This is a genomic window from Kocuria carniphila (assembly GCF_004136555.1).
Taxonomy (GTDB): Bacteria; Actinomycetota; Actinomycetes; order Actinomycetales; family Micrococcaceae; genus Kocuria; species Kocuria carniphila.
This window is the reverse complement of record NZ_NOIT01000015.1, coordinates 91994-106172: the sequence shown is the minus strand read 5'-3', so window position 1 is coordinate 106172 and position 14179 is coordinate 91994. Positions and strand designations below refer to the sequence as shown.

7 protein-coding genes and 1 pseudogene are annotated in these 14179 nt (G+C 62.4%); 3 read left to right on the top strand and 5 right to left on the bottom strand.

What is annotated here, in order from left to right:
• Window positions 1–73: 73 nt before the first annotated feature.
• Window positions 74–952: pseudogene (locus tag EWV37_RS12040) on the top strand (HAD-IC family P-type ATPase); the annotation flags it as partial.
• Between the two features lie 123 nt (window positions 953–1075).
• Here the strand turns inward: EWV37_RS12040 and EWV37_RS12035 are convergent.
• The 5 genes from EWV37_RS12035 to EWV37_RS12015 form a co-directional block, all read right to left on the bottom strand.
• Window positions 1076–1837: an IclR family transcriptional regulator gene (locus EWV37_RS12035; RefSeq protein WP_129701823.1), complete on the bottom strand. Its 762-nt coding sequence runs from the start codon at window positions 1835–1837 to the stop codon at window positions 1076–1078.
• 168 nt (window positions 1838–2005) lie between these two features.
• Window positions 2006–5896 carry a DNA-directed RNA polymerase subunit beta' gene (locus EWV37_RS12030; protein ID WP_095796567.1) on the bottom strand — a complete coding sequence of 1297 codons (3891 nt, stop codon included), beginning with the start codon at window positions 5894–5896 and terminating at the stop codon, window positions 2006–2008.
• Window positions 5897–5960: 64 nt separating this feature from the next.
• Entirely contained in the window at window positions 5961–9470 is a 3510-nt protein-coding gene (rpoB, locus tag EWV37_RS12025; RefSeq protein ID WP_095796566.1) for a DNA-directed RNA polymerase subunit beta, read from the bottom strand.
• Between the two features lie 306 nt (window positions 9471–9776).
• Window positions 9777–11501, bottom strand: coding sequence for an aa3-type cytochrome oxidase subunit I (gene ctaD / locus EWV37_RS12020; protein ID WP_095796565.1), 1725 nt, complete (start codon window positions 11499–11501; stop codon window positions 9777–9779).
• Window positions 11502–11708: 207 nt separating this feature from the next.
• Window positions 11709–12452, bottom strand: coding sequence for an MBL fold metallo-hydrolase (locus EWV37_RS12015; RefSeq protein WP_129701821.1), 744 nt, complete (start codon window positions 12450–12452; stop codon window positions 11709–11711).
• Between the two features lie 208 nt (window positions 12453–12660).
• Between EWV37_RS12015 and EWV37_RS12010 the strand changes: the two genes are divergently transcribed.
• A complete protein-coding gene (locus EWV37_RS12010) occupies window positions 12661–13710 on the top strand; it encodes an iron-containing redox enzyme family protein (RefSeq protein WP_095796563.1) in 1050 nt (349 codons plus the stop codon).
• The gene (locus EWV37_RS12005) at window positions 13707–14096 is read left to right on the top strand and encodes a CDGSH iron-sulfur domain-containing protein (protein ID WP_238663246.1); all 390 of its coding nucleotides are present in this window, start codon (window positions 13707–13709) and stop codon (window positions 14094–14096) included. Before EWV37_RS12010 ends, EWV37_RS12005 begins: the two co-directional genes overlap by 4 nt.
• The last annotated feature ends 83 nt before the right edge of the window (window positions 14097–14179 follow it).

Here is a 14179-nt window from a genome sequence, read left to right as displayed (position 1 = left end):
CACGCCAAAAAACGGCTCAGTGCCGATCCGGGATATCGGCCGCCGGCCCTAACCTGAGTCGGTGGATCGAGGCTTAGCGGCAGCGGCCGAGTCCGACAGTGAACACCCCCTCGCTCGTGCCATTACCCATGCAGCCCAGCAACGCGGTCTGGAACCACCTCGAGCCAGGAACTTCACGTCCTCCCCAGCCATCGGGGTTAGGGCCACCGTCGACAACATGGTCATCGAAGTTGGGGGCCCGTACCTTCTTGAGCAGCGCTCCTTCAAGGAGTTACCCATCTCAGCGCAATGGCGAAATGAGGGTGCGATCATCCTCCACGTCATTTCCGACGGTCAGGTGATCGGTGCTTTGCGTCTCGCCGACGCAATCCGCACCGAGTCACGCGACGCCGTTGACGCTCTCCACGCTCAGGGCGTTCAGGTCGTCATGATCACCGGCGATGCAGAGGCCGTGGCTCAAGCGGTTGCCGACGAGCTTGGTATCAACCGTGTCTTCGCCGGCGTGCACCCCGAGGACAAAGCCATGAAGGTCGCGGAGCTCCAAGGCGAGGGCCGCAAGGTTGCGATGGTCGGCGACGGAGTCAACGATGCTCCTGCGCTGGCCCAGGCCGACGTCGGCATCGCCATCGGCGCGGGCACGGATGTCGCCATCGGATCGGCCGGAGTCATCCTGGCTAGCTCCGACCCCCGTTCGGTGCTCTCGGTGTTAGAACTTTCTCGTGCGAGCTTTCGGAAGATGAAGCAAAACCTCTGGTGGGCTGCCGGGTACAACTTGATCTCCGTACCTCTCGCCGCGGGCATCCTGGCTCCGATCGGGTTCGTTCTGCCCATGAGCATCGGCGCAATCCTCATGTCCGCATCGACAGTCGTCGTGGCACTCAATGCTCAATTACTGCGCCGTCTCAACCTGGCCCCGGAAGTTAGCACTGATCACATGCTCCACAGCCGGTAGACATGAGGTCGGGCTTCGGGCCCTTCCCTCACGTCCGCTCAATATGCGGCGGCTGTGGACGCACAGACATTCATCCAGGACGCGGCAAAGGTTTCTGCTACAAAGGACAACCTTTGACAGTTGTTACAGTGCGCCCATGGCACGGGAGATTCCGCGCGAGGCAACCCTTAACGTTTGCACGACGCCGGGCACTTCTGCCGGGCCCATATCCTCGAGCGCCATGACCACGCCCAGCGCCACCGGGCGGTGCCACTGTGGCACCCGTACCGGCACCGAGATACCACCGGTTTCCTGGTCAATTCGACCGCGTTGCAGGGCATAACCGCGTTGCGCGAAACGGCGCAGGTCAGTCATCAGACGATCCGTAGGAATCCCCTCGGGAAAACTGTCGTCGCGCACCCGCTGGCAATATTCCGTGACGAAAGACTCCGAGTATTGGGACATCAGCACCAGCCCCGCCGCCGATTGGTGCAGGGGTAACCTGCCCGCCACGTTCGAGCGCAGCGGCACATCCGACTTCTTGCCGAGGATCCGCTCGGCGAACAGAACGTCGTCGCCTTCCACGACTCCCACGTGCACGTGCTGTCGAAGCACCGCGTGGACGTCCGACATGAACGGGATGGCAACCGACGCCAGGTCCTCTGCCAATGCGGCCCGGGAGGCCAGTTCCCACAACCGGGTCCCCACCCGATAGCCCTGCCCGCGGGCGGACTCGATCCAGCCGATCTGCTTCATATCTGTCAATAAACGGTGTGCAGTGGACGTGGGGAGCTGAGCAGAACTGGCGATGTCCTTGAGCTGCAACACCGGGGTCTCTGAACCGAACGCCGCCAGAATCCGTTCCACGCGAGCGAGAACCGAATCACCCGACGTCGAATTCGCCATGTCGCCCTCCTGCCCCGCCAAAGCGGGCCCTGCCCGTGCCAGTACCACCACCAGAATTACCTGTACCCAGCGTAGTCTCCCGGACAACGCCGAAGGCCGGCCCCCACATCCTTGGGGACCGGCCTTCGGTCGAACGAACTACGGCAGCTCAGCTACCGCGTCGTGTGATCAGTTGGTGCCGAAGTCGTAGTCATCCAACGGGATGGCCTGGAACTCCGAACCCAACGCACCCGAGTTCTCCTCGGCGTAGCTGAAGTCAGCGAACGCGGAAGGATCGGTGAACATCGAGGCCTTGGCCTCTTCGGTGGGCTCCACGTCAACGTTGTTGTAACGTGCCAGGCCGGTACCGGCCGGGATGAGCTTACCGATGATCACGTTCTCCTTCAGACCCAGCAGCGGATCCGACTTACCTTCCATGGCCGCCTGCGTCAGAACGCGGGTGGTCTCCTGGAAGGACGCGGCGGACAGCCACGAGTCGGTCGCCAACGAAGCCTTGGTGATACCCATGAGCTCCGGACGGCCCGCTGCGGGACGCTTGCCCTCGGCCACCGCACCGCGGTTGGCCTCCAGGAAGCGCACGCTGTCCACCAGCTCACCCGGCAGCAACGCGGTGTCGCCGGACTCGATGATGGTCACGCGCCGCAGCATCTGACGGACGATGACCTCCACGTGCTTGTCGTGGATGCCCACACCCTGGGAGCGGTACACGCCCTGGACCTCGTCCACCAGGTGCTTCTGAGCCTCACGAGGACCGCGAATACGCAGCACCTCCTTGGGGTCAACCGCACCGGTCACGAGCTGCTGACCGACCACCACGGAATCACCGTCGTGCACGAGCAACTTGGCGCGACGCAGCACCGGGTAGGCAAATTCCTCGTCGCCGTTGTCCGGGACAATAACGATCTTGAGGGACTTGTCGGTGTCCTCGATGCGCACGCGGCCGGCCACCTCGGAGATCGGGGCGACACCCTTGGGGGTACGCGCCTCGAAGAGCTCCTGAATACGGGGCAGACCCTGGGTGATGTCACCGTCCGAGGAGGCAACACCACCGGTGTGGAAGGTACGCATGGTCAGCTGAGTACCGGGCTCACCAATCGACTGCGCAGCCACGATGCCCACGGCCTCGCCGATGTCCACCAACTGGTTGGTGGCCAAGGAGCGACCGTAGCAAGCAGCACACACACCCACGGCGGACTCACACGTGAGCACGGAGCGCACGCGGACCTCGTCGATACCGGCGGTGAACAGCTTATTGATCAGGGCGTCGGACATGTCCTGTCCGGCCTCGGCCACGATCTCGCCGTTGGCGTCGACCACGTCCGTAGCCAGCACACGACCGTGCACGGTGTTCTCGACGTCCTCGTGCAACGAACGCACACCGGACTCGTCGGTCTCCGAGACGGGCAGCACCAGACCACGGCTGGTCTGGCAGTCCGCCTCGCGAACGATGACATCCTGCGAGACGTCGACCAGACGACGGGTCAGGTAACCCGAGTTGGCGGTACGCAGCGCGGTATCGGCCAGGCCCTTACGAGCGCCGTGGGTAGCGATGAAGTACTCCAGAACCGACAGGCCCTCGCGGTAGGAGGACTTGATCGGACGGGGCATGATCTCGCCCTTGGGGTTGGCCACCAGACCACGGATACCCGCGATCTGACGGACCTGCATCCAGTTACCACGTGCACCCGAGGACACCATGCGGTTGATGGTGTTGCTCGCGGTCAGGTTGTTACGCATGGCCTCGGCGACCTCATCGGTGGCCTTGGACCAGATGTCGATCAATTCGGAACGACGTTCGTCGTCATCGATCAGACCCTTGTCGTACTGGCCTTGGATCTTCGCGGCCTGAGCCTCGTAGCCCTCCATGATGGCGGGCTTCTCCGGCGGAGTCGCGATGTCCGAGATCGCCACGGTCACACCCGAACGGGATGCCCAGTGGAAACCGGCGTCCTTGAGCAGATCCAAGGTGTGAGCCACCTGGGTCATGGGGTAACGCTCGGCAAGATCGTTGACCAACGACGACAGGTGCTTCTTGTCGGCGACGTTCTCGTCCCACGGGTAATCCTCGGGCAGCGTTTCGTTGAAGAGCACGCGACCCAGGGTGGTCTCGACGAGGGCGGGCTGGCCGGGTTCCCAACCTTCGGGAGCCTCCCAACCGGCGTACGGCACGAAGTTCTCAAGCTCGATCTTGACCTTGGAGTTCAGGTGCAGCTCGCCGGAGTCGTAAGCCATGATGGCTTCGGCCACCGATGAGTAGCTGTTGCCTTCACCGGCCCAACCGTCACGAACGGTGGTCAGGTGGTACAGACCGATGATCATGTCCTGCGAAGGCAGGGCGATCGGCTTACCGTCCGAGGGCTTCAAAATGTTGTTCGAGGACAACATCAGGACCCGAGCCTCGGCCTGAGCCTCCGGGGACAGCGGCAGGTGCACTGCCATCTGGTCACCATCGAAGTCAGCGTTGAACGCACCACATACGAGCGGATGCAGCTGAATGGCCTTACCTTCAACCAGCTGCGGCTCGAACGCCTGAATACCCAGGCGGTGCAGGGTGGGAGCACGGTTCAGCAGAACCGGGTGCTCGGTGATGACCTCTTCGAGGACATCCCACACCTGCGGGCGGTAACGCTCCACCATGCGCTTGGCGGACTTGATGTTCTGAGCGTGGTTGAGATCGACCAGGCGCTTCATCACGAAGGGCTTGAACAACTCCAACGCCATCTGCTTGGGCAGACCACACTGGTGCAACTTCAGCTGCGGACCCACCACGATGACCGAACGGCCCGAGTAGTCCACACGCTTACCCAACAGGTTCTGACGGAAACGACCCTGCTTACCCTTCAGCATGTCGGACAGCGACTTGAGCGCACGGTTACCCGGTCCGGTGACGGGGCGGCCGCGACGGCCGTTGTCGAACAGCGAATCGACAGCTTCCTGGAGCATGCGCTTCTCGTTGTTCACGATGATCTCGGGAGCACCAAGATCCAGCAGACGCTTCAAACGGTTGTTGCGGTTAATCACGCGGCGGTACAGGTCGTTGAGGTCCGAGGTGGCGAAACGGCCACCGTCGAGCTGAACCATGGGACGCAACTCCGGCGGGATCACCGGAACGGCATCCAGGACCATACCCAACGGGGAGTTGTCGGTGGTCAGGAACGCATTGACGACCTTGAGGCGCTTCAGGGCACGGGTCTTGCGCTGACCCTTACCCGTGGCAATGGTCTCCTTGAGAGACTCGGCTTCCGCAGCCAGGTCGAAGGTCTCCAGACGCTTCTTGATGGCCTCGGCGCCCATGGAGCCCTCGAAGTACATGCCGTAGCGATCCACCATCTGGCGGTACAGGGCCTCGTCACCCTCGAGGTCGTTGACCTTGAGGTTCTTGAAGCGGTCCCAGACCTTTTCGATGTGATCGATCTCGCGGTCGGCGCGCTTACGCACGTTAGCCATCTGACGATCGGCGGAGTCACGCAGCTTGCGCTTCTCGGCGGCCTTGCCGCCTTCTTCCTCGACACGAGCCAGCTCGGTTTCGAGGTCACGGGCGATCGCAGCGATGTCTGCGTCGCGGGTGTCCTCCATCTGCTTCTTCTCGCGGTCGATGGCAGCCTGCAGGTTGGGCAGGTCGTCGTGACGGGCCTGCTCATCCACGGAGGTGATCATGTAGGCAGCGAAGTAGATGACCTTTTCGAGGTCCTTCGGAGCCAGGTCCAGCAGGTAACCCAAGCGCGACGGAACGCCCTTGAAGTACCAGATGTGGGTGACGGGAGCAGCGAGCTCGATGTGGCCCATCCGCTCACGACGCACCTTGGCGCGAGTCACCTCGACGCCGCAGCGCTCACAGATGATGCCCTTGTAACGGACACGCTTGTACTTACCGCAGTAGCACTCCCAGTCCCGGGTGGGGCCGAAGATCTTTTCACAGAACAAGCCGTCTTTCTCGGGCTTGAGCGTGCGGTAGTTGATGGTTTCGGGCTTCTTGACCTCGCCGTAGGACCAGCTACGAATCTGGTCCGCGGTGGCCAGGCCAATACGCATGAGGCCTAGTGAAGAATCGTTGGACATAAGGTCCTGTCCCTCTTTCTAAAAATCCTGAAGTTGTTCGTGCTTACCGGTTACGAGTGGGGAATCAGACCTCTTCGACCGAGCTGGGCTCGGAGTGCGAAAGGTCAATGCCGAGCTCGTCGGCTGCACGGAAGCTGTCATCTTCGGAATCACGCATTTCCACTGCGTTGCCGTCCGCCGAGAGGACCTCGACGTTCAGGCACAACGACTGCATTTCCTTGATGAGCACCTTGAAGGATTCGGGCACACCCGGTTCGGGGATGTTCTCGCCCTTGACAATGGCTTCGTACACCTTGACGCGACCGTGAACGTCGTCGGACTTCACCGTGAGCAGTTCCTGGAGGGTGTACGCGGCACCGTACGCTTCCAGCGCCCACACCTCCATCTCACCGAAGCGCTGACCACCGAACTGAGCCTTACCACCCAGGGGCTGCTGGGTGATCATGGAGTACGGACCGGTGGAACGAGCGTGGATCTTGTCGTCCACCAAGTGGTGGAGCTTCAAGATGTACTGGTAACCGACGGACACGGGGTCCGGGAACGGCTGGCCGGAACGACCGTCGAACAACCGGGCCTTGCCGCTGCGGTCGATCAGACGATCGCCGTCGCGGGTCGGGTTGGTGTGATCCAACAGGTCGAAGATCTCGTCCTCGCTGGCGCCGTCGAACACCGGGGTGGCCACGTTGGTGGGGCCGGAGCTCTTGGGGAAGTTGGACAGGCGGTCCAACCACTCGGGGTTGCCTTCGATGTTCCAGCCCTGCTTGGCGAGCCAACCGGTGTGAACCTCGAGCACCTGGCCCAGGTTCATACGGCCGGGCACACCCAGCGGGTTCAGGATCACGTCAACGGGGGTACCGTCCGCAAGGAACGGCATGTCCTCCATGGGCAGGATCTTGGAGATCACACCCTTGTTACCGTGACGACCGGCGAGCTTGTCGCCGTCGGTGATCTTGCGCTTCTGGGCCACGTACACGCGAACCACCTGGTTCACGCCGGCGGGCAGGTCGTCGTCCTCGTCGTCGCGATCGAACACGCGGACGCCGATCACGGTGCCGGACTCGCCGTGGGGCACCTTCAGGGAGGTGTCACGCACTTCGCGGGACTTCTCACCGAAGATGGCGCGCAGCAGGCGCTCCTCCGGGGTCAACTCGGTCTCACCCTTGGGGGTCACCTTGCCCACCAGGATGTCACCGGCCTGAACCTCGGCACCGATGTGGATGATGCCGCGCTCGTCCAGGGCGGAGAGCACTTCCTCGGACACGTTGGGGATGTCACGGGTGATTTCCTCGGCACCGAGTTTGGTGTCGCGGGCATCGATCTCGTGCTCCTCGATGTGAATCGAGGTCAGAACGTCCTCGGAGACCATGCGCTGGGAGAGGATGATCGCATCCTCGTAGTTGAGGCCTTCCCAGGACATGTAGGCAACCAGCAGGTTCTTACCCAGTGCCAGCTCGCCCTGGTCGGTCGAGGGGCCGTCGGCGATGACCGTACGGTCCTCGATCCGCTCGCCCTCGGAGACGATCACGCGCTGGTTGTAGGTGTTACCCGGGTTCGAACGAACGAACTTGTTGATCGGGTAGAGCTTGGTGGTGCCGTCGTCGTTGAGAACCTTCACCTGATCGGCGGAGACCTCTTCGACCACACCCGGCTTGATGGCCAGAACGGAGTCGCCGGCGTCCATAGCGGCGTAGCGCTCCATACCGGTACCGACCAGCGGTGCTTCCGAGACCAACAGCGGCACAGCCTGACGCTGCATGTTGGCACCCATCAACGCGCGGTTGGCGTCGTCGTGCTCGAGGTACGGAATCAGGGCGGTGGCCACCGACACCATCTGGCGCGGGGACACGTCCATGAACTCGACGTCCGAAGGCTCGACCAGCACGGCTTCACCGGAACCGTCAGCGGCACGTGCCAGAACGGCGTCCTCGGCGAAGTGACCGTCCTCGGTCAACGGTGCGTTGGCCTGCGCGATGGTCACGCCACGCTCGTCGTCCGCGGTCAAGTAGCTGACCTCGTCCGTGACCACACCGTTGACCACCTTGCGGTAAGGGGTCTCGATGAAGCCGAACGGGTTGATGCGCGCGTAGGTCGCCAACGAACCGATCAGACCGATGTTGGAACCCTCAGGGGTTTCAATCGGGCACATCCGGCCGTAGTGCGAGGGGTGCACGTCACGGACTTCCATGCCGGCGCGGTCACGGGACAGACCACCCGGGCCCAGCGCGGAGAGGCGACGCTTGTGCGTCAGACCGGCCAGCGGGTTGTTCTGGTCCATGAACTGCGACAGCTGGGAGGTTCCGAAGAACTCCTTGATGGCGGCAACAACGGGACGGATGTTGATCAGGGTCTGGGGCGTGATGGCCTCGACGTCCTGAGTGGTCATGCGCTCGCGAACCACGCGCTCCATACGGGACAGGCCCGTGCGGATCTGGTTCTCGATGAGCTCGCCCACCGCGCGGATGCGACGGTTACCGAAGTGGTCGATGTCGTCCACGTCAACGTGAATTTCGCGCGGCTCCCCGTCGCGGACACCCTCCATGGTGCTGCCACCGGCGTGCAGGGTGACCAGGTAACGAATCATGGCCACGATGTCGTCCACGGACAGCACGGAAGCGTCCGCATCCGTGAAGGCCTTGTCCAGACCCAGCTTGCGGTTGATCTTGTAGCGACCCACCTTGGCCAAGTCGTAGCGCTTGGGGTTGAAGTACATGTTGTCCAGCAGGGACTGGGCAGCATCAACCGTGGGCGGCTCTCCCGGACGCAGCTTGCGGTAGATGTCCAGCAGGGCATCCTCGCGGGTTTCGGTGGTGTCTTTCTCGAGGGTTGCGCGGATCGAGTCGTACTCGCCGAACTCCTCGAGGATCTTGGATTCGGTCCAGCCCAGTGCCTTGAGCAGAACGGTCACGGACTGCTTACGCTTGCGGTCCAGGCGAACGCCCACCTGATCGCGCTTGTCGATCTCGAGCTCGAACCATGCGCCGCGGGACGGGATGATCTTCGCGGAGAAGATGTCCTTGTCCGAGGTGCGGTCCTGGCCCTTTTCGAAGTAAGCACCGGGGGAACGCACCAGCTGAGAGACGACCACGCGCTCGGAACCATTGATCACAAAGGTTCCCTTTTCGGTCATGAGCGGGAAATCGCCCATGAACACGGTCTGCTGCTTGATCTCACCGGTGGTGTTGTTCATGAACTCGGCCTTGACGTACAGCGGCGCCGAATAGGTGGCGTCACGGTCCTTGCACTCGTCCATGGTGTATTTGGGGTCGTAGAACTCCGGCTCGGAGAACGACAGGGACATGGTGCCCTGGAAGTCCTCGATGGGGGAGATCTCTTCGAAGATGTCCGACAGGCCGGACGTGGTGGCCACGCCGGTTTCGCCGGTCTCCTGGGCCTGTGCCAAACGGGCCTGCCAACGCTCGTTGCCCACCAGACGGTCAAAGCTGTCCGTCTGAAGTGCAAGCAGGTTGGGGACGTCCAGCGGCTCGTGGATCTTTGCGAAGGAAATTCGGCGAGGAATGTTATCGCTCGTGGGGTGATTGGCGGTGACGTTCGAATCGGTGCTCGAGGCGACCAAGATGTGATCCTTCCACAGACATGCAGTGAATTCGCGAGGTTCCCGAGATGAGAATTGGGGGCCGGTGTTGGCTGATTGCGCAACACGCCCCGGTGGCGCCCACCGCTATATGAAGGCACGCATGTATAAGGGACAACGCAAGCTATCAGTCTAGGACTTTTTTTCCACTTTGTCCAGACCCGTAGTGGACGGACGGGACAACTCGTCGTAAGATACCCCGCCCCTCCGGTTTCCGACCTCCCCTTCCGTGCCGAACCCCCACCCAGGACGACGACGCCGCTCGGCCGGGTTTCGCGGCCGGGGTCATCAACTGCCGCGTGTTCCGACACCCCCGGCCACCGGTTTCCCGGCGTCGAACTGTTGACTGGCAAAGGCCGCCAACTCCGGATGATGTAAATCCAGGGCGGGCCGTTCGGAGCGAATGCGGGGCAAGGATGCAAAGTTGTGGCGCGGTGGCGGGCAGGACGTGGCCCATTCCAACGAACAGCCGAAGCCCCAAGGGTCGTCCACCTCCACTTTCTTGGCGTGCCGGTGGGTGACGTACACGTTCCAGAAGAACGGAATCATGGACAGCCCCAACAGCATGGCTCCGGCGGTCGAGAGTTGATTCATCCACGTGAACCCGTCCTCCGGCAGGTAGTCCGCGTACCTGCGGGGCATACCACTGACCCCCACCCAGTGCTGGATGAGGAAGGTCATGTGGAAGCCGATGAACAGCATCCAGAAGTGGACCTTACCCAGCCGCTCGTTGAGCATCTTGCCGGTGAACTTGGGCCACCAGAAGTAAAAGCCAGCGAACATGGAGAACACCACGGTGCCGAACACCACGTAGTGGAAGTGCGCGACCACGAAGTACGTGTCAGATACGTGAAAATCCAGGGCGGGCGTGGCCAGGATGATGCCCGTGAGCCCTCCGAAGAGGAACGTGAAGAGGAAACCGAGGGCCCACAGCATGGGCGTCTCGAACGTCACCGAGCCTTGCCACATCGTGCCGATCCAATTGAAGAACTTCACACCGGTTGGCACCGCAATCATCATGGACATGAACGCGAAGAAACTCAGCGCCACCGCTCCGGTGACGAACATGTGGTGGGCCCACACCGTGATGGACAGCGCGGCGATCGCGATGGTCGCGAAGACCAGACCCTTGTACCCGAAAATCGGTTTCCGGGAGAAGACCGGAATGATTTCGGACACGATGCCGAAGAACGGCAGGGCGATGATGTACACCTCGGGGTGACCGAAGAACCAGAACAAGTGTTGCCACAGGATGGCGCCGCCGTTCTCCGGATCGAAGATGTGTCCTCCCATGCGCCGGTCCATACCCAGCGCAAACAGCGCGGCGGCGAGCGGTGGGAACGCCATGATCACGAGCATGGACGTCAGCAGGATGTTCCACGTGAAGATGGGCATGCGCCACATGGTCATCCCAGGAGCGCGCATGCAGAGGATCGTGGTGATGAAGTTGACGCCGCCCAAGATGGTGCCGAAGCCCTGCAGTGCCAGCCCGAATAACCACAGGTCTCCACCCACACCAGGGCTGAAGGTCGTGTCATTGAGCGGGGCGTACGCAAACCATCCGAAGGACGCCGCACCCTGCGGAGTGACGAACCCGGCCATTGCCACGAGGGACCCGAACAGGAAGAACCAGAACGCTAGCGCGTTGAGCCGGGGGAACGCGACATCAGGGGAGCCGAGTTGAATGGGCACCAACACGTTGGCGAAGCCGATGAACAGCGGTGTTCCGAACATCAGCAACATCAAGGTGCCGTGCATGGTGAACAGCTGGTTGTACTGCTCCTTGGTCTCCAGGATCTGCAGACCGGGATCGAAGAGTTCGGCGCGGATCAACAGTGCCATCACACCGCCCACACAGAAGAAGGCGAATGACGAGATCAGATACATGTATCCGATCGTCTTGTGATCGGTCGAGGTGAGCCAGCCGACGATCATCCGGCCCTTGGACCGGGGCACCGCGGGTGCTTCGACTCGCTGGCGGCGTTCGGTTGCCGTGTACGCGTGGATGGCCATGACATGTCCTAACCGAGCGGTTCAGCTCTGGTGCAGGAGCGACTTCTCCGAGACGATGAGACGAGAAGGGGCCCGTGTCAGTCCACGCTACGCGGTGGCCATCGCAAATGGTATGCCTACTCATTAGTTTCTTGCTGCTTTAATGATTCGCCCATTAACTACCATCATGCAGACCACCGTCCTGGCCACGTCCGGTTCACCCGGCCGCTAAGCAACTCCCCTGCGGCGCGCCTCATCGGCCGCCTGCTCAACCCCTCGCAGCCACGGGTCCCCATGCCCCGGAAGCACCACCGTGGCGCCGGTCTGCGCCAAGGCGCGCAGTGATTCCATGGCCATGGCGCTGTCCGCGGTCGCCGCCTTTGCCACAATTCGAGGCCCGGTGAGCGCAGTGTACGGATCCAGCGTGACGAGCGCGTCACCGGTAATCAGCGCGTCGGATTGGGGCATGTGCAGGGCGCAGTGCCCGTACGTGTGGCCGGCAGAGAGGACCACCCTGAGACGCCCCGGAACAGGAACCTCCTGCCCCGCTTCGAGCGGCTGTGAGACCGTCACCCCCTTCACCGCTGCCGCGCCCCCGAACACCATGGACAGCAGCACCGGGATGGCCCGAGGGTGTCGCAAGGGATACGCCGCGGCCGGATTCTCATGCGCGTAACGGTAGGGGTGCGCGGCCAGGGTTACATCCTGGTGGTGGGCATACACCGGAATATCGAGACGCTCAACGAGTTTGGCGGCCACTCCCACGTGGTCGAAATGGGCGTGTGTCAGCACTAATGCCTTGAGGTCTGCGGGTGCTCGCCCGAGTTCACGGATCGCATGCCCCAGTTCGTTCCAGACCCTCGGAAGACCCGCGTCCACCAGGGTGAGTCCCTGATCGTCCTCGAGCAGATAGCAGTTGACGTTATGACTCTGGATCAAATGGATTCCGGGGGCCACATTCTTCAGGAACACGTTTCTTCCCTCCCAGCCCGTAACCCATGAACGGGCATACTCGCCCGGAACAAGGTTCGGACCACATACTGGTAGTGGACGACCCACCCAAGCTAAGCCGCCTTATAGTAGATTACGGTCCGTCCTCTGCGGTGTCACGCATGGTGGGCCACACTGTTGGGTCCATGTATACACGCAGGATGCTGCGAGTGACAGAAAGTTGAGACCGGTGACCACACTCAAGGAAAGAACCGAGGCCCCCACTGCCCGAGGGCTTGCGAGCTCGGCGCTGATCGCCCTATTGACCAACGGGCACCCATCCCCCGAAGCGAAGCTCGAACTGGGTGCCGCAGTCGAACGGGCGCTGGACGAGTGCCACGACATCAAGACCGACGAAGACCTTCAGCTCTCCCTCTTCCTGCTGTACCTGCTGCACTACGGCCCGGCCGAGTTCGTGCGCGGCGAATGGGAGTGGGACCCGGACCTGATCCGTATTCGCTCATCCATCGAGGAACGCTTCGAAGCACAACTGCGAGCCGAGGTCGAACTACCCTCCCCGCTCCCCCGTGACGGCAAGGCCGCCGCGGAAATGCTTTTCGAGATGACTCAACCTGCCGCCAAGCCGGGCACCGCCATGTGGCTGGCCAAGAACGCCACCGAGGACTTGCTTCGGGAGTTCCTGATTCAGCGTTCCATCTACACGCTGCGCGAGGCGGATCCGCACACGTGGTCCATCCCCAAGCTCCAGGGACGCGCCAAGGCTGCCATGGTCGAGATCCAGGCCGACGAATACGGTGGCGGTCACCCGGACAAGGTGCACTCGGAAATCTTTGCCCGCACCATGCGCAACTTCGGCTTGGACGACACCCCTGATGTCTATTTGGACGTGGTACCGGCGAGCACCTTGGCCTCGACCAACCTCATCAGCATGTTCGGTCTCCACCGCCGCTTGCGCGGGGCCAATGTGGGGCACCTTGCGGCCTTCGAAATGACTTCGACGATCCCCAACAAGCACTACGGCAACGCGTTCCGCAAGCGTGGCTACGGCCAGGACGTCACCTGGTACTTCGACGAACACGTCGAGGCCGACGCCGTGCACGAACAGTTGGCCGCCCGAGACCTCGTGGGCAACCTCGTCGATGACGAACCTCAGCTGACCGAGGATATCTTCTTCGGGGCCGCCGCGTGCCTCTACGTGGACGGACGCGCGGGTGATCACATGCTGGAGGCATGGTCCTCGGGCCGGTCTTCGCTGCTCACCCCGGAACCCCGGGTATGAGCGCGGACAGGACCGACGACATGCCGCACCCCCACAACGAGGGGGCGCTGCCCGATCGTTCCGTCCCCCGCGAGTCGCAACCACTGTCCCGCACGCAGAACGATCTCAGGGATGCAACGGAGCTGTCCGAGACCGATGCTTCTGCGGAACCCCGGCCGGCGCCCGGCTCCGCCGAATCGCCCGTGATCACCGTATGCCCCAAGGGTCCCCTGTTGGTGCGCGGGGATTTCCTGATGGCTGCGGAGCCCGGTGCGGAACCGCTACCGCCCGAACGCAAGGTCATTGCCCTGTGCCGGTGTGGGATGACCAGCATCGCCCCGCACTGCGACGGTTCCCACAAGCTGGCCAAGGTTCGCGCCTTCATGCCGCGCAAGGACCGGGACTGACCAAACCGAGCCCGAAAGCTCCCGCGTTCCGGTAGACATCGACACGCCAAGAGCGTGCCTTCCGAAACCAGCACTGACCTCGA